The following is a 19,115-nucleotide window of genomic DNA, read 5'->3' on the forward strand; positions in this document are numbered from 1 at the left end:
GTCGGGCTTTTTTGTGGGCGAATGATCAAGATCAGTGATTAAACGGCAACGTGCAGGCGCACATCGACGTTGCCACGCGTGGCGTTGGAGTACGGGCAGACCTGGTGGGCGGCGTCGACCAGGCTTTGTGCATCGGCTTGTTCAAGGCCCGGCAGGCTGATGTGCAGGTCGATGTCCAGGCCGAAACCACCAGGGATCTGGCCGATGCCGACATGGGCGGTGATCGAGGCGTCGTCGGGGATTTTGCGTTTGGTCTGGCTGGCGACGAATTTCAGCGCGCCGATGAAGCAGGCGGAATAGCCGGCGGCGAACAGTTGTTCAGGGTTGGTTGCCGCACCGCCGGCGCCACCGAGTTCTTTCGGGGTCGCGAGTTTGACGTCGAGGACGTTGTCGCTGGAGATCGAACGACCGTCACGGCCGCCGGTGGAGGTTGCGATTGCGGTGTAGAGAGTTTGCATGGTGTGAGCCTCGTTTTGAATTGGGTGTTTCGCGCTAAATGTTTGCGCGCTAAGTAAGTGCGAAGTGAATGTAGCTCGCTAATATTTAGTGCGCAAGATAAATTTTTGAAAAAAACTGACCCTGCCCATCACCTGGAGATTCGATCAGGCGGGAGATGCTTGAGATAGAGGCTTTCGTACGGGATTTATGCGAAGTGAATTTTTTTGCGACGGGGAGGACGCCTTCGCGGGCGATCCGACTTGCCCGCGAAGAACGATAACGCGGTCTAAAGGCTGTCTTGCAGGTGGCTGCGCAGCTCCTGGAGATCCGCTTGCAGCTTCTTCAACTGTTCCAGCGTCTGCCCGCTGGCGCCGAGGATGCACTGCGGAATATCGCGTGCTTTGTCTCGCAGCGCATGGCCTTGCTCGGTGAGTTCGACAATCACTACCCGTTCGTCTTCGCGGCTGCGGGTGCGGCTCAGCAGGCCTTCGGCTTCCAGGCGTTTGAGCAGCGGGGTGAGGGAGCCGGGATCGGTCAGCAGTCGGCTGCTGATTTCGCCGACCGTCAACCCGTCCTTTTCCCACAACACCATCATTGCCAGGTACTGCGGATACGTCAGGCCCAGCGCTTGCAGCAGCGGCTTGTAGACCTTGGTCATCAGCAACGAAGTGGAATGCAGGGCGAAGCAGACCTGATTATCCAGCAGCAGGTTATCGCAGTTGTCCGGGGTGTCGCGCTCGGTGTTCATTTCAAAGCCTTGATCAGTGATCGTCATGAATCTAGCGGGCGAATCTTTAATGCGCCAGATAATTATGGACTAGTGGCGGTCCAGGTTGGTTTGCAGCGCCAGATCCCACGGTGGGATGGGGCTGAAACGGGTCTTCAGGTATTCCAGCAGCAAGCGGCTACGCGAACTGGGCTGCTGCTCCAGGCGTAACGCATAAATTCCGGTGCTTTCCGGTTGTGGCAGACCTTTTTCGCAGAACAGCGGCAGCAGTTCGCCACGCAATAAATATTCACTGGCCAGCCAGGTCGGCAGATGCGCGACACCCAACCCGGCCAGTGCGCCGCAGACCAGCGCCTCGGCGTTGTTGGCGCTCATGCGGATTCGCGCAGGCCGGTGCAAATGCATCTGCCCATCCCGCTCGAAGCGCCAGGCGAACGGCGGAGCCAGGCCGTCCCAATCCAGGCCGTCGTGGTCGACCAATTGCACCGGCTCGGTCGGCACGCCACGGCGTTGCAGGTAATCGGGGCTGGCGCAGGCGATGCGCACCATGCTCGCCAGCGGCGTGGCCACCAGCCGGGTATCGGCCATTTGCCCGGCACGCAGCACCAGGTCGACCTTGCCCAGGTTCGAACCCTGCATGTCGACAAAGCTGTCGATCAGGTGCAATTGCACGTCGAGGCCGGGGTAAAGGGTCAGGAAGTCGGCAATCACCGGTGCCAGATGGCGTCGTCCGAACGCTGCCGGCGCATCGACCCGAATCAAGCCTTCCGGCGCATTGCTCAGGGACACCGCTTCCGCCCGCGCCAGTTGCAGCTCCGCGACGATCCGCCGCGCGCGCTCGGCAAAGGCCAAACCTGCCGGGGTAGCCCGCACCGCGTGGGTGCTGCGAATGAACAGCTGACTGCCGACGGCGCTTTCCAGGCTATCGATACGTCGCGCCACCGCCGATGGCGTCAGGGGATGACGGCGGGATGCAGCGGAAAAACTGCCGGTTTCCAGCACATCCAGAAACAGCCCGAGTTGTTCGGTCAATTGATTGGGGTTCATGGCTTCATCAACGCTTGTGCGAATTTGGCACAGCCATTGTGCGTTGCTATGCGTTTCCCTGCCAGAGCCGACTGCGTAGGATGAACAGCCTGACAAGAGGAAACCGCCTGTGATTGAGTTCGTGATGTACCTGGTTTTTGGCGCTGCCCTGGGCACCCTCGGCGGGCTCTTCGGCATTGGTGGCGGGTTGGTGGCGATTCCGCTGCTGGGCGTGTGGTGCGGTCTCGATCAGCAGGTCGCCCAAGGCACGGCGCTGGTGATGGTGGTGCCGAACGTGATGCTGGCGCTATGGCGCTATCACCAGCGTAATCGCATCGAATTGCGTCATGCGCTGCCATTGGCTTCGATGGGATTCTGCTTCGCCTGGATCGGTTCAATCTGGGCGGTGGGCGTTGATGCGCAAACCATGCGCGTGGGTTTTGTCGCGTTCCTGGTCGCGCTGTCGGCCTACAACCTGATGCGAATGTTCACCGCCACCGCACCGGCGTCTTCGCAGATGCATTATTCATGGCCGTGGCTGGGTGTGCTCGGCGCGGCTTCCGGGACCATGGGCGGGTTGTTTGGCGTGGGCGGGGCGGTGGTGGCCACGCCGGTGTTGACCAGTCTGTTCGGTACCAGCCAAGTGGTTGCCCAGGGCTTGTCGCTGGCGCTGGCATTGCCGAGCACGGGCGTCACGTTGGCGACTTATGCGGTGCACCATCAGGTGCACTGGGCGATCGGAATACCGTTGGCGGTCGGTGGATTGATGAGCATCAGTTGGGGCGTGAGAATCGCCCACGCACTGCCGGAGCGGCTGTTGCGCGGGCTGTTCTGTGGTTTTCTGGTGTTCTGTGCGGTGATGCTCGCCTTTAAAGTTTGAAGCCTTCGATGATGTGTTCGGCCAGGCATTCGGTGATCGGCGAAGGGTTGTTCAGGTTGCGGATCAGCATGATGCTGGCTTCCGGCAGCAGGGGCAGGTCCTGGTCGGCACCGAGGATGCGCATGTCCGGCGTGATCAGGCTTTCCAGTTGCGCGGTGATCGCTAGCCCTGCGCTGACCACCGCCATCAATGCCGACAGGCTGGAGCTGTTGTAGGCAATGCGGTAATCGCGGCCCATGGCGTCCAGCGCATTACACGCCCAGACGCGGCAGAAACAATCACTGTTGAACATCGCCAGCGGCAGCGGCGTCTGCTCGTGGGCGTTGAAGCATTGGGCTTCGGCCCAGACAAAGCGCTCCTTGCGCAACAACTGGCCGATCTCGTTACCCGGCTCGCGGGTGACGATGGACAGATCCAGATCCTGGCGCTGCAACAGTTGCCGGGTTGATTCGCAATGAACCTCGATCTGGATCAGCGGGTAGAACTGCGCGAAGCGCGACAGGATGCCCGGCAGAAAGCGCATCACGTAATCGTCGGGCGTGCCGATGCGCACCGTGCCGACCATGTGCGGCTCGCGCAGGGTATTGAAGACTTCGCTGTGGAGTTTGAGGATGCGCCGCGCATAGCCGAGCAACACCTGGCCTTCGGCGGTCAGCTTGACCTGGCGCCCGTCGCGTTCGAACAGCTGGCGCTGCAACACGTCTTCTTCCAGACGTTTCATCTGCATGCTCACCGCCGACTGGGTGCGGTTGACCATTTCCCCGGCGCGGGTAAAGCCACCCTGATCAGCGATCGCGACGAAGGTGCGCAGTACATCGGTGTCGATACTGGGGTAGGCGGACATTCATCAATCTCCGAGATGTATGCCATCAGAAACATTCGTTGGATTGATCTTAGCGCTGCGGCGAGACTGGATCCATCCCTAAAGGAGGGCTACACGATGAAAGGTCACAACGAGCATGTAACGGAACAAAAATTCTCAATCCACGCGGTATCCGATCTGCTGCACAAGTTTAGTCGCTGGTACGAACTTCACCGTGAACGTGAATTACTGGCGAGCTTGAGCGACGAAGCACTGAAGGATATCGGCGTGAGCCGCGCGGATGTGGAGCATGAGGCAGTAAGACCGTTCTGGGATGATCCGATGCACAAATGATGATGCCATCGCTACACAAACCACTTTCGGGTGAGGTAGGTTGCGAGCAGACAAGGAGATGCTCATGCCCGCCACACTGTCCTTTTCCCTCAAACAGGCTCGGCGTCTGGCGCTGGCTGCCCAAGGGTTCAACGGGCGCCAGCCGCCGGCGGCGACCAAGCCGGTTCAGCTCAACCGGCTGATCGAACGGCTCGGCATTCTGCAGATCGATTCGGTCAATGCATTGGTGCGTTCGCACTACCTTCCCGTGTTTTCCCGTCTTGGCAATTATTCAACCGACTTGCTTGATCAGGCTGCCTGGAGTCAGGGCCGTCGGCGCACGTTATTCGAGTATTGGGGGCACGAAGCTTCGTTATTGCCGTTGTCGATGTACCCCTTGATGCGCTGGCGCATGCAGCGCGCTGCCCGTGGCGAAGATATCTACCAGCAACTGGCGCGTTTCGGTCGTGAGCAGCAGGACACGATTCGCCGTGTTTTAGCGTCGGTCCAGAAGCTCGGTGCGCTGGGGGCGGGCAGCCTGTCGACCCGTCAGGAACGGGCAGGGCCGTGGTGGGACTGGAGCGCTGAAAAGCATGCGCTTGAATGGTTGTTCGCCGCCGGTGAAGTGACCGTGGCCAGCCGGCGCGGGTTCGAACGGCTTTATGATTTGCCGGAACGGGTGATTCCTTCGGCACTTCTGCAGCAGCCCTTGCTCAGTGAAGCCGAAGCCCAGCGCGGGTTGTTGCTGCATGCGGCCACGGCGTTGGGCGTCGGCACGGAAAAGGACCTGCGGGACTATTTTCGCTTGAACCCCGCAGACAGCCGGCCGCGTCTGGCGGAACTGGTCGAGGGCGGTGAGCTGCTGGTCTGTGAGGTTGAAGGCTGGCGGCAACCGGCCTATTGCCTGGCTGAGCCGAAAGTGCCGCGCAAGGTCGAGGCCAGTGCGCTGCTTTCACCGTTCGATTCGCTGATTTGGGAGCGCAGCCGTACCGAGCGATTGTTCGATTTCCGTTATCGGCTGGAGATTTATACGCCGCAGCACAAACGCGTCTACGGCTATTACGTCTTGCCGTTTTTGCATAATGAGCGGATTGCTGCGCGGGTCGACTTGCGGGCCGAACGAGCGTCGGGCCGGTTGGCGGTGCATGCCGTGCATGAGGAAGAGCCGGGGCTGGATGATGAAGGGATGCTGGCGTTGGCAGTCAATCTGCGGCGGATGGCCGATTGGTTGGGGCTTGAGCGGGTTCAGCTGAATTGCCCGCGGGCGAGTGCGGCGCGGTTGCGGGGGGCGTTGGCTCAATTCAGTGTTGTTTGAATTGACGCCTTCGCGGGCAAGCCTCGCTCCTACAGGTTTTATGTCGTCCACCGGAAATGTGAACGACCCAAAACCTGTAGGAACGAGGCTTGCCCGCGAAGGGCTTAACGCGATTTAACGGCGGACTTGCTTCAGGGTCTCGGCAATCAAAAACGCCAGTTCCAGCGACTGATCGGCATTCATCCGCGGGTCGCAATGGGTGTGATAACGATCCGAAAGCCCATCTTCGGTAATCGGCCGCGCGCCGCCGATGCATTCGGTGACGTTCTGCCCGGTCATTTCGATGTGGATGCCGCCGGCATAACTGCCTTCCGCTTCGTGAACCTGGAAGAACTGCTTCACCTCGCCAAGGATCTGCGCGAAGTCGCGGGTCTTGTAGCCGCTGCTGGCCTTGATGGTGTTGCCGTGCATCGGGTCGGAGCTCCAAAGCACTTGCTTGCCTTCGCGCTGCACCGCGCGAATCAGCTGCGGCAGGTGATCGCCGACTTTGTTCGCGCCCATCCGCGCAATCAGGTTCAGGCGACCCGGGTCGTTGTCCGGGTTGAGCACATCGATCAGGCGAATCAGGTCTTCAGGGTTCATGCTCGGGCCGACCTTGACCCCGATCGGGTTATGCACCCCGCGCAGGAATTCGACGTGAGCACCGTCCAGTTGACGGGTACGGTCACCGATCCACAGCATGTGGGCCGAGCAGTCGTAGTAGTCGTTGGTCAGGCTGTCGCGACGCACGAAGGCTTCTTCGTAGTTCAGCAGCAGCGCTTCGTGGGCGGTGAAGAAACTGGTTTCGCGCAGTTGCGGCGAGCTGTCCATACCGCAGGCACGCATGAAGGCCAGGGTTTCATCGATGCGATCGGCCAGGTGGCTGTATTTCTCGGCCAGTGCCGAGTTGGCGATGAAGTCCAGGTTCCATTTGTGTACCTGATGCAGATCGGCAAAGCCGCCCTGGGCAAAGGCGCGCAGCAGGTTCAGGGTCGCGGTGGACTGGTGGTAGGACTGCAGCAGGCGATCCGGGTCCGGTACGCGGCTTTTTTCGTCGAAACCGATGCCGTTGACGATGTCGCCACGGTAGGCCGGTAGCGTCACGCCGTTGATGGTTTCATCGTTGGCCGAACGGGGTTTGGCGAACTGACCGGCCATGCGTCCGACTTTGACCACCGGGCAACCGGCGGCGAAAGTCATGACGATCGCCATTTGCAGCAACACTTTAAAGGTGTCGCGAATTTTCGCGGCGGAGAATTCGGCGAAGCTTTCGGCGCAGTCGCCGCCCTGCAACAGAAACGCCCGGCCCTGGGTGACTTCGGCAAACTGACGGCGCAACTCCCGCGCTTCACCGGCAAACACCAGTGGCGGATAGCTCGCCAGGGTTTGCTCGACGTGCAGCAAATGCGCCGCGTCGGGGTATTGAGGTTGTTGCTGGATCGGCAGGGCGCGCCAGCTGTCAGGGCTCCAGGGTTGGCTCATCGCAGTCTCTAGTGTTTTACGCTCGGACGGTTATGTTATCAGCAATTAGTGCGTGACCTGCTCCCGTCGCTTCGCGGACAATCGCGCCTTTGCCGCTTTATGTTGCGGTTTATCGCGTTGCCGGGGCCGGTAACGATCAGGAGACGAAATGACTGAGGAGCGCGTCGAGCATCTGCTCGCCGAGGTACAGGATGAGTTCGGCGTGATTCGCGTGCTGGAAGTGGCCGACTACCGTTTTCTGGAGTTCGGTGACGCCATCGAACAGAGCTGCGTGTTCACCGCCGACCCTAGCTGGCTCGAGTACGATTACACCCGCGCGATGCTGATTGGCGCGCTGTGCCACGAGCAGCCGGAAAGCGCGCTGTTCCTCGGCCTTGGCGCCGGGACACTGACCCAGGCTTGCTTGAAGTTCCTGCCACTGGAAGATGTCGAAGCCATCGAGCTGCGCCCTGACGTACCGCGCCTGGCCATCGAATACCTGGGCCTGGATGACGATCCTCGGCTGTACATCCGCGTCGGCGATGCGCTGGAGTTGCTCGATACGGCTGAACCGGCCGATCTGATTTTCGTCGACCTGTATACCGATGTCGGGCCGGGTGTCGGGCACCTGGCCTGGAGCTTTCTGGAAAACTGTCAGAAACGCTTGAATCCGGGTGGCTGGCTGGTGATCAACCAGTGGGCCACCGACGACGGCAAACCGTTGGGCGCAGCGTTGTTGCGCGGTCTCTATCACCGGCATTACTGGGAACTGCCGGTGAAGGAGGGCAACGTGATTCTGATCGTGCCATCGGAGCTGGATCAGGAGCTGGACATGGAAGGGCTGATCGCCCGTGCGGAAGGCCTGGCGCCGCGGTTGGGGTATTCGTTGCAATCGTTGATCAAGGATATTCGACCGGCGACTTAATGCGATGAGGTCATCTGTGGCGAGGGAGCTTGCCCCTTCGCCACAAAAGCCGATCTGTCAGCAGCCTTTGAAGACCCCCGGCCGCTTCTCGATCATTGACCGCACACCCTCCTTGGCGTCCTCGCTGTTGAGCAGTTTCTTCGCCAGCGCCGGCAATGCCTGGGCCGCAGCAATTTCACCCTCGTAGCGCGCCTGTCGCGCAGACATCAACGTCGCCTGAACCCCCAGCGGTGCCTGCCTCGCAATCCTCTCAGCCAACTCGATCGCCCGTGGCAGCAAGTCCTCGCTGGCCATGACTTCCTGCACCAGGCCCAGACGCAGGGCATCATGTGCATCGAATTCATCGCCGGTGAGCAGCCAGCGCATGGCGTTGCCCCAACCGGCGACCTGATGCAGGCGCAAGGTGGCGCCGCCGAACGGGAGGAGTCCGCGCTGCACTTCCTTTTGGGCAAAACGGGTATTGCTGGCGCACAGGTTGATGTCGGCGGCCAGCATCAATTCGATGCCCGCGGTCAGGCAGTAGCCTTGCGCCGCGACAATCACCGGTTTGTTGACCCGGGGGCCGCCGAACACGCCCCAGGGATCGCAGCCGCCGGGCGGTGCCTGCCAGCCTTCGGCCAGGGCTGCGCCGGCGCTGACCAGGTCGAGCCCGGCAGTGAAATGCTCGCCATGGCCGAACACCACCGCGACCCGCGCCTCACTGTCGGCTTCGAATTCGCCATAGGCCAGGCTGAGCGCATTGAGCAGGTCGAGGTCGAAGGCATTGCGCTTGGCCACCCGATCCAGGCCGATCATCAGGACATGACCGTGTCGTTCACGGGTTACACGACTGGGGCTGGGCTGATTCATGGAGCATTTCCTCGGGCGGGAAGGGTGCGTCAGACCAAAGGTCTGCGTCGCAAGGGTGAACCGTTTTAGCGCCATCGTCAGCAGGGCCGGGCCTTTGCAAAATAGACGGTTGTACGATTATCCGCAAAGCCCGTGACACAACGGCGTATGCCGGTTTTTTCCGATAAAAAAAGCTCCCTTTTTTGCCGAATTCCGGTATAGTGCGCGCCGGCCTTTAACCGGGCCGCGTTTAGGTAGCGCAATTCCCCGAAGCCAGCTTCGGCTGCACGTCCGCCCCGCGGACTCTTCCTTGACGATTCTTTTCATTCATTCGTTTTCGCAAATCCCCGCCGACAAAGCTGCCAGGGCGACTCTTGAGTCTCAACACGGCATGCGCAGCTTTGGAGCATGGGTCTTTGCGGATGCACTTAGAGGCAGACCCATGACCCAGGAAATCGGCGGCTTCGCCGCTCTTGAACTTCACCCTAATATTGTCGCTGCAGTAGTCGCTACCGGCTATGAAGAGCCTTCGGCCATTCAGCAGCAGTCGATCCCGATCATTCTCGCCGGTCACGATATGATTGGCCAGGCGCAAACCGGTACCGGTAAAACCGCTGCCTTTGCCCTGCCGATCCTGCACCGCATTGATCCGTCCAAGCGCGAGCCGCAAGCTCTGATCCTGGCCCCAACTCGTGAGTTGGCGCTACAAGTTGCAACCGCTTTCGAAACCTACGCCAAGCAAATGCCGGGCGTAACTGTTGTGGCTGTCTACGGCGGCGCGCCGATGGGCCCACAATTGAAAGCAATCCGTAATGGCGCACAGATTGTTGTCGCCACTCCGGGTCGTCTGTGCGACCACCTGCGTCGCGACGAAAAAGTCCTGACTACCGTGAACCACCTGGTTCTCGACGAAGCGGACGAAATGCTCAAACTGGGCTTCATGGACGACCTGGAAGTTATCTTCAAGGCCATGCCGGAAACCCGTCAGACCGTATTGTTCTCGGCCACCCTGCCGCAATCGATCCGTGCCATCGCCGAACGCCACCTGCGCGATCCGAAGCACGTGAAGATCCAGAGCAAGACTCAGACCGTTACCGCGATCGAACAGGCTCACCTGTTGGTTCACGCTGACCAGAAGACTTCTGCCGTTCTCAGCTTGCTGGAAGTGGAAGATTTCGACGCCCTGATCATGTTCGTGCGCACCAAGCAAGCGACCCTGGACCTGGCCAGTGCCCTGGAAGCCAAAGGCTACAAAGCCGCTGCGCTGAACGGTGACATTGCTCAGAACCAGCGTGAGCGCGTCATCGAATCCCTCAAGGATGGCCGTCTGGACATCGTTGTGGCGACCGACGTTGCCGCTCGTGGCCTGGACGTTCCGCGTATCACTCACGTGTTCAACGTTGATATGCCGTACGACCCGGAATCCTACGTTCACCGTATCGGCCGTACCGGCCGTGCCGGTCGCGAAGGTCGCGCGCTGCTGCTGGTCACTCCTCGTGAGCGCCGCATGCTGCAAGTGATCGAGCGTGTTACCGGTCAGAAAGTTGCCGAAGTTCGCCTGCCGGACGCTCAAGCTGTTCTCGATGCCCGCATCAAGAAATTGACCAACAGCCTGTCGCCGCTGGTAGGTGATGCCGAGTCGACTCACGGTGATCTGCTGGATCGTCTGACTGCCGACATCGGTTGCAGCCCGCGTGCCCTGGCCGCAGCCCTGCTGCGCAAGGCTACCAACGGTCAAGCGCTGACCCTGGCCGCCATCGAGAAAGAACGTCCACTGGTGCCGAACAATGCACCGCGTGGCGATCGTCCAGAGCGTTCCGGTGATCGTCCGGACCGTGGTGACCGCGAGCGTCGTGCTCCGATCCCGCTGGCTGAAGGCCGTGCTCGTTGCCGTACCGCGCTGGGTGCGCGTGACGGTATCGCTGCCAAGAACCTGCTGGGCGCCATCCTCAACGAAGGTGGTCTGGCGCGTGAAGCCATCGGTCGCATTCAGGTGCGTGACAGCTTCAGCCTCGTCGAGCTGCCGGAAGATGGTCTGGAGCGTCTGCTGACCAAGCTGAAGGACACTCGCGTTGCCGGTAAGCAGTTGAAGCTGCGCCGCTACCGCGAAGATTGATCCGCCCCCGGGCTGATTGATCGCACATAAAAAATCCCCGACTGGTTCGGGGATTTTTTATGCCTGCTGTTTTGTGGCGCGCGATGGGCGACTTGGTTTACCTGTCAGCTGAAACGATAGATATCCATTCCTAGCGCCCCCATGGTGAACCCCTGGTGCACAACGCTGAACTCGCCCCCGGCCGCGCGGGCGAAGTACAGAGGCAACAGATGTTCGTCACTCGGATGGTTGCGCACCGCGTTCGGCGCCTGCTGACGATAGTCGTGCAGCGCAGCTTCATCGTTCGCTTCGAGCTTCTCAATCATCCAGTCACGGAACGCCTTGGCCCAGGGTTCGACGCTTTCCGGGCCGGCGTGCCAGTCCAGTTCGCGCAGGTTGTGGGTGATGCTGCCAGAGCCGATCAACAGCACGCCGTGCTCGCGCAGGCTGGCCAGGGCATGGCCGACGCGGGTTTGCAGCGCCGGGCCGCCACGGGTGGGCAGCGAGACCTGCACCACCGGGACATCGGCCTGCGGGTACATCAACGACAAGGGTACCCAAACGCCGTGGTCGAAGGGGCGCTTGGTATCGATGCGCGCAGGCAGGCCATCGGTTTTCAGCAGCTCGACAACCTCTGTCGCCAGTTGCGGGCTGCCGGGTGCCGGGTACTGCACCTCGAACAAGGCCCGCGGAAAACCGCCGAAGTCGTGCCAGGTTTCGGGTTGGGGGTTGCCGCTGACCAGCAATTCGCTGCTTTCCCAGTGCGCGGAAACGATCACGATGGCCTTGGGCTTGGGCATTGTCGCCGCCAGATCCGCGAGGGCCGGCCCACTGGCGCCAGGTTCCAGGGCCAGCATGGGGGAGCCATGAGAGATATACAGGCTGGGGAACATAATTGAGCTCCTGGGAGTAAGATGGCAGCATCTTCAGTCAGATCATTGATCTAAATCTAATATAAGTTTTAGAGTCTTTTGATCGAATTTTTCGGGGTTAACTATGCAGCCGGAGTTTTGGCACAAACGATGGGCGTCGAATCAGATCGGCTTCCATCTGCCGGAAGTAAATCCCTATCTGCAACGGTTCTGGCCGCAACTGGGCCTTGATGAAGGTTCTCGCGTACTGGTGCCGTTGTGTGGCAAGAGCCTGGACCTGTTGTGGCTGGCGCACTGCGGTCATGAGGTGCTGGGTATCGAGTTGTCGGAAAAGGCCATCGAGGACTTTTTCAATGAGCATCAACTGGACCCGGCAATCAGCGAGCAGGGGCCTTTCAACGTCTATCGGGCCGGGTCGATCGAGCTGTGGTGCGGCGATTTCTTCGAGTTGACGGCAGGCGATGTTGCCGATTGCAGCGCACTGTACGACCGCGCGGCGCTGATCGCGCTGCCGCCAGCGATGCGTGAGCAATACGCGGCTCATCTGATTCGGATTCTGCCGAAGGATTCTTTAGGGATTTTGATTACGCTGGATTATGACCAGACGCAAATGTCCGGGCCGCCATTTGCTGTGCTTGATGACGAAGTGCAACGGCTGCTGGGGGCCTCGTGGGAGCTGAAGATCCTGGAAGACCAGGATGTCCTGGGTGAGAGCTGGAAGTTTCTCGAGGCTGGTGTCACGCGGCTTGAGGAGCGTGTTTATCGGGTTTCCAGCTGATAAAAGCTGCTGATTATGCTGGCCTCATCGCCGGCTTGCCCGCGATGAGGCCCTGAAGAGCGCCACACCACTTCGCAGACAAAAAAAGGCCCGCATTCACTGCGGGTCTTTTCTTTTAGTGCTGCGGAAGCTGTCAGCCCCGGCGACGCAGTGCGTCGATGCGTTCTTCCAGCGGCGGGTGGCTCATGAACATGCGGGCGAACCCTTGCTTGAGACCACCGTTGATGCCGAAGGCATTCAGGGTATCCGGCATGTGCACCGGCAGCCCTTGTTCGGCACGCAGGCGCTGCAGGGCACCGATCATTGCGCTGGTACCCGCCAGGCGTGCGCCGGCGTCGTCGGCACGGAACTCGCGCTTGCGCGAGAACCACATGACGATGGCACTGGCCAGAATGCCCAGGACCAGTTCGGCGAAGATGGTCGCTATGTAGTAGGCGATGCCTTGGCCTTCTTCGTTCTTGAAGATCACCTTGTCGACAAAGTTGCCAATGATCCGGGCGAAGAACATCACGAAGGTGTTCACCACACCCTGGATCAGCGCCAGCGTGACCATGTCGCCATTGGCCACGTGACCGATTTCGTGGGCCAGAACGGCTTTCACTTCATCCGGCGAGAAACGCTCGAGCAAGCCCTGGCTGACCGCGACCAGTGCGTCGTTCTTGTTCCAGCCGGTGGCGAAGGCGTTGGCTTCATAGGCCGGGAAAATCCCGACTTCGGGCATCTTGATCCCGGCTTCGCGGGACAGTTGCTCGACGGTTTGCAGCAGCCATTGCTCATGCCGGGTGCGCGGCTGGCTGATGATCTGGGTGCTGGTGCTCATTTTCGCCATCCACTTGGAGATGAACAGCGAGAACAGGGAACCGGCGAAACCAAAGACCGCACAGAAAATCAGCAGCTGATTGAGGTTGAGATCAACCCCGTTGGCCGCCATGAACCCGTTGAAGCCGAAAAGGCTCAGGGTGATGCTGGCAATCAGCACGACCGCCAGGTTAGTGGCCAAAAACAGCAAAATGCGCATCATGGTTGTAGAAATCTCCTCGTGCTAAAGATGTAGCGTACTGCGGGGTATATAAGGTGCTGCACCGGGCTATTCAACCGGGTGACTATTTCAAACTGTGTCCTACGGCAACAGTCTAGCTGCTTGAAGGGCATTTCCGACGTCGGCATGGGAAACGGTTGTCAGCCAATTAGCGTCACAGGCCCCCGCCGTTGTTGGGCGTGGGCATGAAGCGTGTCGTCAGTCAGCGCTTGAAACAACGAGGCAGGGCAGGGCGCACAGAAGTGTTGCTGAATTAATCACCGTGCGACTTTTATCCGCGTCGCACGGTGACAGGCCATTTACTGGCGATAGGACTTGAGGAAGTTGCCGATCCGGCCAATGGCCTGATCCAGGTCGTCGACCCGTGGCAGGGTGACCACGCGGAAATGGTCTGGCCATGGCCAGTTGAAGGCCGTGCCTTGTACCACCAGCAGCTTTTCCGAGAGCAGCAGGTCGAGCACGAATTTCTCGTCGTTGTGGATCGGGCAGACTTTCGGATCGATCCGCGGGAACGCATACAGCGCACCCATCGGCTTGACGCAGCTTACGCCCGGAATGTCATTGAGCAGTTCCCAGGTACGATTACGCTGTTCCAGCAGACGCCCTTGGGGCAATACCAGGTCGTTGATGCTCTGATAACCACCGAGTGCGGTCTGGATCGCGTGCTGGCTCGGCACGTTGGCACACAGGCGCATATTAGCCAGCATGTCGATGCCTTCGATGTAGCTCTGGGCGTGGTGTTTCGGGCCGGAAATGGCGATCCAGCCGGAGCGGAAGCCGGCCACGCGATAGGACTTGGACAGGCCGTTGAAGGTCAGGCACAGCAGGTCCGGTGCCAGCGAGGCGGTGCAGATGTGCACGGCGTCGTCGTACAGGATCTTGTCGTAGATCTCGTCGGAGAACACCACCAGATTGTGCTGACGGGCCAGTTCCAGCATGCCCAGCAGGACTTCTTTCGAATACACCGCGCCGGTCGGGTTGTTCGGGTTGATGATCACCAGGGCCTTGGTGTTCGGGGTGATCTTGGCCTTGATGTCGGCCAGGTCCGGCCACCAGTTGGCCTGCTCGTCGCACAGGTAATGCACCGGGTTGCCGCCCGCCAGGCTCACTGCGGCGGTCCACAGCGGATAGTCGGGGGCCGGCACCAGCACTTCGTCGCCGTTGTTGAGCAGGGCCTGCATCGACATCACGATCAGCTCGGAAACGCCGTTGCCCAGGTAAATGTCCTCAATGCCGACGCCTTCCACCTGCTTTTGCTGGTAGTACTGCATCACGGCTTTACGGGCGCTGAACAGGCCTTTGGAGTCGCTGTAGCCCTGGGCGGTCGGCAGGTTGCGGATCACGTCCTGAAGAATTTCGTCCGGCGCTTCGAAACCAAAGGGCGCCGGGTTGCCGATGTTCAGCTTGAGGATGCGATGACCTTCCTCTTCCAGGCGTTTGGCGTGCTTGAGCACTGGGCCGCGAATGTCGTAGCAGACGTTGGCGAGCTTGTTCGATTTGCTGACCTGCATGGCGATGTGTTCCCGAAAATGAACGATCCAGGCGGCGTGTGAACGACCGTGCTGGGAATCCTGCGTATTCACACAGGCCTGACGCCTTGAGTGGCGGCACTCATAAATCCGTTTGAATGCGCGTGGTCTGGCTGCCAGACTGGCGTTTGACGAGGCGCAATCATACGTGCCGCCCGATCCGTGGAAAAGGTACAGATCGGGCTTTTTCAGCTGCTGAGGTGTATCAATGGAAAAGTTGGAAAAAACCCTGGAAGAATGGCGGGCCATGCTTGATCCGGAGCAGTACAACGTTTGCCGCCTCAAGGGCACCGAGCGACCGTTCTCCGGTAAATACAACGGCACCAAAACCGACGGCGTTTACCACTGCATCTGCTGCAACGCACCGCTGTTCGACTCCAGAACCAAGTTCGATTCCGGCTGCGGCTGGCCGAGCTTCTATGCGCCGATCGGCGACAGCGCGATGGTCGAGATCCGTGATATCAGCCACGGCATGATCCGTACCGAAGTGGTCTGCGCCAAATGCGATGCGCACCTTGGGCATGTGTTCCCGGACGGTCCGCCGCCAACCGGTTTGCGTTATTGCATCAACTCGGTGTGCCTGGACCTCGTTCCCCGCGAATAATCTGCTGATGTCGCGCGTTTGACTTGTGTACGCGGGAGCAGCCTCCGGCAGCTCCTGCAATGATGTTCGCGTGTCGGGTATCTATTGATTTATTAAATTGCACACAATTCAATTGCTCGCTATGTTTGATATTCCTTCATTCGGAGTTCGTGCCATGAGCGACAACCTGCTGAGCATCCCTTGCACCACCATCAAGGGGGAGCAAAAGACCCTGGCCGATTTCGCCGGTAAAGCGGTGCTGGTGGTCAACACTGCCAGCAAATGTGGTTTCACCCCACAGTACAAGGGCCTCGAAGAGCTCTGGCAGAGCTACAAGGATCAAGGTTTGGTGGTGCTCGGGTTTCCCTGCAATCAGTTCGGCCAGCAGGAGCCGGGCAACGAAGGGGCGATTTCCGAGTTCTGCGAGCTGAATTACGGGGTGAGTTTCCCGCTGTTCAAGAAAATCGAAGTCAACGGTGTCGGCGCTCATCCGCTGTTCGTTCAGCTGAAAAAACGCGCGCCAGGTGTGTTGGGTTCCCAGGGCATCAAATGGAACTTCACCAAGTTCCTGATCGGCAAGGACGGTCAGCTGGTCAAGCGCTTTGCTCCGGCCACCAAGCCGCAAGCGCTGCGCCGCGAGATCGAAGCCCTGCTCAAATGAACACGTTGTCAGTCGATTCGCTGAAACTCGACAGTCAGCTCTGCTTCAAGCTGTATGCCGCTTCTCGGGCGGTGATCCGTGCCTACAAGCCGATGCTCGATCAACTGGGCCTGACCTACCCACAATACCTGGCGATGCTGGTGCTGTGGGAATGGCAGGAAGCGGCGCCGGAGCAGCCGACGGTCAAGGCGCTGGGTGAGCGCCTGGCGCTGGATTCAGGGACCCTGACGCCGCTGCTCAAGCGTCTTGAGCAACTGCAGCTGGTGCAGCGCCAGCGTTCGGCGCGCGATGAGCGTGAGGTGCACTTGAGCCTGTCGTCCACCGGCAAGGCCTTGCGCGATCAGGTCGGGCCGCTCAAGGCCCGCCTGTTGTGCGATAGCGGTGTCGATCTGGATCGCCTGAATGAGCTGCGCGATGGTCTCGATCACCTGTTGGGGCAAATCAAATCGCTGTCGTAGTGGGTATCCACAAGTCGAGCAGGGCCGCCAGCTCTTCCCGGCGGAAGGGTTTGGCCAGGTAGTCGCTCATGCCCGCCGCACGGCAGCGTTCGCGTTCTTCGGACATGGCGTTGGCGGTCAGGGCGACGATGGGCAGTTGTGGCCAGCGTCCGCTGCGACGGATCTGCCGGCTGGCTTCATAACCGTCCATCACCGGCATGTTGCAGTCCATCAGCACCAGGTCGAATTCGCTGTGTTCGAGCTGATCCAGGGCTTCGGCGCCATGGGCCGCGACGCTCACCTCGCAGCCGAGTTTGCCGAGCATGCCCTTGGCCACCAGCTGATTGACCGGGTTGTCCTCCACCAGCAGGATGCGCCCGCGTCGCTGGGGCGAGAGGACTTCGACCCGGGCACCGTTGATCGTGTTGAGTTCCGGCTGCAGGATCCGTCGCAATGTCTGGTAAAGCGCATTGCGCGCCAACGGTCGCGCCTGTTGCTGCAAAGGTGCCAGGGCGCTGGCTTGCTCGCTGGGCAGGAAACTGCCGTACGCGGTCACCAGCAGAATCGGTGCGGTTAAAGTCGGGCGCAGGCCAAACAGGCATTCGGGGCAGTCGGTGATCAACACATCCGGTTTCAGGCCGATCAATCGGTCATCGATGGAACGCTGCTGATAGCCGAGCCCCCATTCGGGCAATAGATTCTGTAGCAGTTCTGCCAGACCGCTGCTGGCGGCCGTGATCGCGACGATGTTGCCTTGCAGAGCTGCTGGCGGGATGGCGCGAGTGTGGCAGGGCAGCGGCAGGTCGGCGCAGAACTGACTGCCGAAGCCTGCTTCCGAGCTGATCGTCAGACGCCCCTGCATGGCTTCGCAGAGGTTATAAGTCAGCGCCAGGCCCAGCCCGGTACCGCCGAATTGCCGGGTAATGCCGGCACCGGCCTGGGTAAACGGCTGGAAGATTTTGACCTGTGCGTCCTGGGCAATGCCGATGCCAGTGTCGCAGACCTCGATTCGCACGCCGTCTTCGAACGTTGAAAGACGCACATCGACCCGCCCGAAGCGGGTGAACTTGAGGGCGTTGGACAGCAGGTTGCTGACGATCTGCCGGACCCGGGTCGGATCACCGAGCACCAGCGCGGGAAATTGCGGGTCGATCAGGCACGTTAGCTCGACGCTCGGCGCGGCGTTCTGGGACAGCAGGTTGGCGGTGTCTTCGATCAGCGAGCCAAGGTCGAATGGAATGTGTTCGAGTTCCAGCTGGCCGGCATCGAATTTTGACAGGTCGAGGATATCGTTGAGCAGCTCCACCAGCACTTTGCCCGAGTCATGGGCGATGGACAGCTGTTGCTGCTGCTCGGCATTGAGCGGGCCGTCCAGCGAGAGCGCGATCATCCCCAGCAGACCGTTGAGAGGCGTGCGGATTTCATGGCTCATGTTGGCCAGGAACACCGAGCGTGCCTCGGCCATGTCCAGGGCGGTGCGGCGGGCGACTTCCAGTTCCTCGTTGGACTGGCTGAGCCGGGAGTTGATGGCCTTGAGTTCCGCCGTACGGGCCGAGACGATATTTTCCAGTTGCGAGAGGTAGTCGGTCAGGCGGTTTTCGGCATTGCGCCGCTGCTGGATCTCGGTGGCGATGTTATCGAACTGTTGATTGGCGACCTTGACCAAGACGCCGATTTCATCGCTTTCATGCCCCGCCGGGTACTCCAGCCAGGTCGGCTCCGCGCTGCGTGGATCACGACCACTGAGTTCGCGGATGACCCGCACCAGCGGTTTGGTCAGCATCACGTAAAACAGCGCCAGCAGAATGCCCGTAAGGATCAGGCTGCGCGCGAAGCCATTGAGCAGGGTCACTTCGGCCCGGCGCAGGAAACGACTGCCGAAAGTGTAGGTATCGACTTCCAGGCGCAAGGTCCCGAGGGACTCGTCCGGCAAGTGGTCGAGGTAAAGACGGTCTTCAAACTGTCGGTTGGCGCCGAACAGGAAGTCGCTGAGCATCCGGTAATTGTTTTCCAGGCCCGGGCGTTTGACGCTGGCCAGTACGGTATTGTTGTTGTCGGTCAATTTCGCGCCGATGATCGCCGGGGAGCGCAGCAGACCCAGGATCAGTTCCTGGGCGAGTTCGGCATCGATGTTGTAGGCGATGCGAGACGCGGGGTTATGGCTGATTTCCAGCAAAGACAGGATTTCGCGGTTGATGGAGGCGTCTTCGCTGGCATAATCGATGCCTATTTGCACAAGGCTGAGCAGCGTGCCCAGAATGAAGCCGACCAGCACCGTAAGCTTGGCTTGCTTGTACGACAGCCGCTGGCTGAACTTGATATCCATGGGATGTTGAACCACTTCCGTTTCCCTTCGCTGCTCAAGCATAGTCGATCATCAATGGATACCGATGTTCTCGCAAAACAC

19 protein-coding genes are annotated in these 19,115 nt (G+C 60.2%); 9 read left to right on the forward strand and 10 right to left on the reverse strand.

Translation table 11 applies throughout. The features are described from left to right. Window positions 1–38: 38 nt before the first annotated feature. The 3 genes from AF70_RS09340 to AF70_RS09350 all read right to left on the reverse strand — a co-directional run bounded on the left by AF70_RS09340 (window position 39) and on the right by AF70_RS09350 (window position 2,212). Complete coding sequence (locus AF70_RS09340) at window positions 39–458, reverse strand: organic hydroperoxide resistance protein (protein ID WP_018930027.1); 420 nt, start codon at window positions 456–458, stop codon at window positions 39–41. Window positions 459–724: 266 nt separating this feature from the next. After that, window positions 725–1,186, reverse strand: coding sequence for a MarR family winged helix-turn-helix transcriptional regulator (locus AF70_RS09345; RefSeq protein WP_026286713.1), 462 nt, complete (start codon window positions 1,184–1,186; stop codon window positions 725–727). Between the two features lie 69 nt (window positions 1,187–1,255). Beyond that, window positions 1,256–2,212, reverse strand: a complete 957-nt coding sequence (locus AF70_RS09350) for a LysR family transcriptional regulator (protein WP_028939013.1) — start codon at window positions 2,210–2,212, stop codon at window positions 1,256–1,258. Window positions 2,213–2,336: 124 nt separating this feature from the next. Here AF70_RS09350 and AF70_RS09355 point away from each other — a divergent pair, with 124 nt between their 5' ends. Then, window positions 2,337–3,071: a sulfite exporter TauE/SafE family protein gene (locus AF70_RS09355; protein WP_081625787.1), complete on the forward strand. Its 735-nt coding sequence runs from the start codon at window positions 2,337–2,339 to the stop codon at window positions 3,069–3,071. Here AF70_RS09355 and AF70_RS09360 read toward each other — a convergent pair. Next, entirely contained in the window at window positions 3,061–3,915 is an 855-nt protein-coding gene (locus AF70_RS09360) for a LysR substrate-binding domain-containing protein (RefSeq protein ID WP_019650550.1), read from the reverse strand. The two genes, AF70_RS09355 and AF70_RS09360, sit on opposite strands and share 11 nt — an antisense overlap. Window positions 3,916–4,011: 96 nt before the next feature. Between AF70_RS09360 and AF70_RS09365 the strand changes: the two genes are divergently transcribed. Beyond that, the gene (locus AF70_RS09365) at window positions 4,012–4,227 is read left to right on the forward strand and encodes a DUF1127 domain-containing protein (RefSeq protein WP_018930023.1); all 216 of its coding nucleotides are present in this window, start codon (window positions 4,012–4,014) and stop codon (window positions 4,225–4,227) included. Window positions 4,228–4,291: 64 nt separating this feature from the next. Next, window positions 4,292–5,521, forward strand: coding sequence for a winged helix-turn-helix domain-containing protein (locus AF70_RS09370; RefSeq protein ID WP_028939014.1), 1,230 nt, complete (start codon window positions 4,292–4,294; stop codon window positions 5,519–5,521). Window positions 5,522–5,635: 114 nt separating this feature from the next. Here AF70_RS09370 and AF70_RS09375 read toward each other — a convergent pair whose 3' ends face one another. After that, window positions 5,636–6,982: a class II 3-deoxy-7-phosphoheptulonate synthase gene (locus AF70_RS09375; RefSeq protein ID WP_007899909.1), complete on the reverse strand. Its 1,347-nt coding sequence runs from the start codon at window positions 6,980–6,982 to the stop codon at window positions 5,636–5,638. 148 nt (window positions 6,983–7,130) lie between these two features. Between AF70_RS09375 and AF70_RS09380 the strand changes: the two genes are divergently transcribed. After that, window positions 7,131–7,886 carry a spermidine synthase gene (locus AF70_RS09380; protein ID WP_007940010.1) on the forward strand — a complete coding sequence of 252 codons (756 nt, stop codon included), beginning with the start codon at window positions 7,131–7,133 and terminating at the stop codon, window positions 7,884–7,886. Between the two features lie 57 nt (window positions 7,887–7,943). Here the strand turns inward: AF70_RS09380 and AF70_RS09385 are convergent, their stop codons facing one another. Further along, window positions 7,944–8,735: a crotonase/enoyl-CoA hydratase family protein gene (locus tag AF70_RS09385; RefSeq protein WP_019582535.1), complete on the reverse strand. Its 792-nt coding sequence runs from the start codon at window positions 8,733–8,735 to the stop codon at window positions 7,944–7,946. 421 nt (window positions 8,736–9,156) lie between these two features. Here AF70_RS09385 and AF70_RS09390 point away from each other — a divergent pair, with 421 nt between their 5' ends. Continuing rightward, window positions 9,157–10,830, forward strand: a complete 1,674-nt coding sequence (locus AF70_RS09390) for a DEAD/DEAH box helicase (protein ID WP_007940012.1) — start codon at window positions 9,157–9,159, stop codon at window positions 10,828–10,830. 104 nt (window positions 10,831–10,934) lie between these two features. On the opposite strand, the gene AF70_RS09395 is transcribed toward AF70_RS09390, so the two are convergent. Continuing rightward, window positions 10,935–11,702, reverse strand: coding sequence for a class III extradiol ring-cleavage dioxygenase (locus AF70_RS09395; RefSeq protein WP_019582533.1), 768 nt, complete (start codon window positions 11,700–11,702; stop codon window positions 10,935–10,937). A gap of 103 nt (window positions 11,703–11,805) precedes the next feature. Between AF70_RS09395 and AF70_RS09400 the strand changes: the two genes are divergently transcribed. Beyond that, complete coding sequence (locus AF70_RS09400) at window positions 11,806–12,459, forward strand: thiopurine S-methyltransferase (protein ID WP_028939015.1); 654 nt, start codon at window positions 11,806–11,808, stop codon at window positions 12,457–12,459. Window positions 12,460–12,592: 133 nt separating this feature from the next. On the opposite strand, the gene htpX is transcribed toward AF70_RS09400, so the two are convergent. Beyond that, window positions 12,593–13,480 (reverse strand): protease HtpX, encoded by an 888-nt coding sequence (gene htpX, locus AF70_RS09405; protein WP_019582531.1) that lies wholly within the window; start codon window positions 13,478–13,480, stop codon window positions 12,593–12,595. Window positions 13,481–13,797: 317 nt separating this feature from the next. After that, window positions 13,798–15,009 carry a pyridoxal phosphate-dependent aminotransferase gene (locus tag AF70_RS09410; protein WP_007940017.1) on the reverse strand — a complete coding sequence of 404 codons (1,212 nt, stop codon included), beginning with the start codon at window positions 15,007–15,009 and terminating at the stop codon, window positions 13,798–13,800. Window positions 15,010–15,235: 226 nt separating this feature from the next. Between AF70_RS09410 and msrB the strand changes: the two genes are divergently transcribed. From msrB to AF70_RS09425, 3 genes are all read left to right on the forward strand, one after another. Continuing rightward, entirely contained in the window at window positions 15,236–15,631 is a 396-nt protein-coding gene (gene msrB, locus AF70_RS09415; protein WP_028939016.1) for a peptide-methionine (R)-S-oxide reductase MsrB, read from the forward strand. Window positions 15,632–15,785: 154 nt separating this feature from the next. Beyond that, window positions 15,786–16,271 (forward strand): glutathione peroxidase, encoded by a 486-nt coding sequence (locus AF70_RS09420; protein ID WP_028939017.1) that lies wholly within the window; start codon window positions 15,786–15,788, stop codon window positions 16,269–16,271. Then, complete coding sequence (locus tag AF70_RS09425) at window positions 16,268–16,729, forward strand: MarR family winged helix-turn-helix transcriptional regulator (RefSeq protein ID WP_007940020.1); 462 nt, start codon at window positions 16,268–16,270, stop codon at window positions 16,727–16,729. The genes AF70_RS09420 and AF70_RS09425 overlap by 4 nt, the downstream gene beginning before the upstream one ends. On the opposite strand, the gene AF70_RS09430 is transcribed toward AF70_RS09425, so the two are convergent. After that, a complete protein-coding gene (locus tag AF70_RS09430) occupies window positions 16,713–19,034 on the reverse strand; it encodes a response regulator (RefSeq protein ID WP_028939018.1) in 2,322 nt (773 codons plus the stop codon). The genes AF70_RS09425 and AF70_RS09430 overlap by 17 nt on opposite strands. Window positions 19,035–19,115: the final 81 nt, after the last annotated feature.

It is taken from the genome of Pseudomonas sp. KD5 (assembly GCF_012932895.1).
Classification (GTDB): domain Bacteria; phylum Pseudomonadota; class Gammaproteobacteria; order Pseudomonadales; family Pseudomonadaceae; genus Aquipseudomonas.

Excerpts from the sequence above, each read along its gene's own strand:
- AF70_RS09340 (WP_018930027.1), bottom strand. The coding sequence starts at position 458 with ATGCAAACTCTCTACACCGCAATCGCAACCTCCACCGGCGGCCGTGAC.
- AF70_RS09345 (WP_026286713.1), bottom strand. The coding sequence starts at position 1,186 with ATGAACACCGAGCGCGACACCCCGGACAACTGCGATAACCTGCTGCTG.
- AF70_RS09350 (WP_028939013.1), bottom strand. The coding sequence starts at position 2,212 with ATGAACCCCAATCAATTGACCGAACAACTCGGGCTGTTTCTGGATGTG.
- AF70_RS09355 (WP_081625787.1), top strand. The coding sequence starts at position 2,337 with ATGTACCTGGTTTTTGGCGCTGCCCTGGGCACCCTCGGCGGGCTCTTC.
- AF70_RS09360 (WP_019650550.1), bottom strand. The coding sequence starts at position 3,915 with ATGTCCGCCTACCCCAGTATCGACACCGATGTACTGCGCACCTTCGTC.
- AF70_RS09365 (WP_018930023.1), top strand. The coding sequence starts at position 4,012 with ATGAAAGGTCACAACGAGCATGTAACGGAACAAAAATTCTCAATCCAC.
- AF70_RS09370 (WP_028939014.1), top strand. The coding sequence starts at position 4,292 with ATGCCCGCCACACTGTCCTTTTCCCTCAAACAGGCTCGGCGTCTGGCG.
- AF70_RS09375 (WP_007899909.1), bottom strand. The coding sequence starts at position 6,982 with ATGAGCCAACCCTGGAGCCCTGACAGCTGGCGCGCCCTGCCGATCCAG.
- AF70_RS09380 (WP_007940010.1), top strand. The coding sequence starts at position 7,131 with ATGACTGAGGAGCGCGTCGAGCATCTGCTCGCCGAGGTACAGGATGAG.
- AF70_RS09385 (WP_019582535.1), bottom strand. The coding sequence starts at position 8,735 with ATGAATCAGCCCAGCCCCAGTCGTGTAACCCGTGAACGACACGGTCAT.
- AF70_RS09390 (WP_007940012.1), top strand. The coding sequence starts at position 9,157 with ATGACCCAGGAAATCGGCGGCTTCGCCGCTCTTGAACTTCACCCTAAT.
- AF70_RS09395 (WP_019582533.1), bottom strand. The coding sequence starts at position 11,702 with ATGTTCCCCAGCCTGTATATCTCTCATGGCTCCCCCATGCTGGCCCTG.
- AF70_RS09400 (WP_028939015.1), top strand. The coding sequence starts at position 11,806 with ATGCAGCCGGAGTTTTGGCACAAACGATGGGCGTCGAATCAGATCGGC.
- htpX (WP_019582531.1), bottom strand. The coding sequence starts at position 13,480 with ATGATGCGCATTTTGCTGTTTTTGGCCACTAACCTGGCGGTCGTGCTG.
- AF70_RS09410 (WP_007940017.1), bottom strand. The coding sequence starts at position 15,009 with ATGCAGGTCAGCAAATCGAACAAGCTCGCCAACGTCTGCTACGACATT.
- msrB (WP_028939016.1), top strand. The coding sequence starts at position 15,236 with ATGGAAAAGTTGGAAAAAACCCTGGAAGAATGGCGGGCCATGCTTGAT.
- AF70_RS09420 (WP_028939017.1), top strand. The coding sequence starts at position 15,786 with ATGAGCGACAACCTGCTGAGCATCCCTTGCACCACCATCAAGGGGGAG.
- AF70_RS09425 (WP_007940020.1), top strand. The coding sequence starts at position 16,268 with ATGAACACGTTGTCAGTCGATTCGCTGAAACTCGACAGTCAGCTCTGC.
- AF70_RS09430 (WP_028939018.1), bottom strand. The coding sequence starts at position 19,034 with ATGGATATCAAGTTCAGCCAGCGGCTGTCGTACAAGCAAGCCAAGCTT.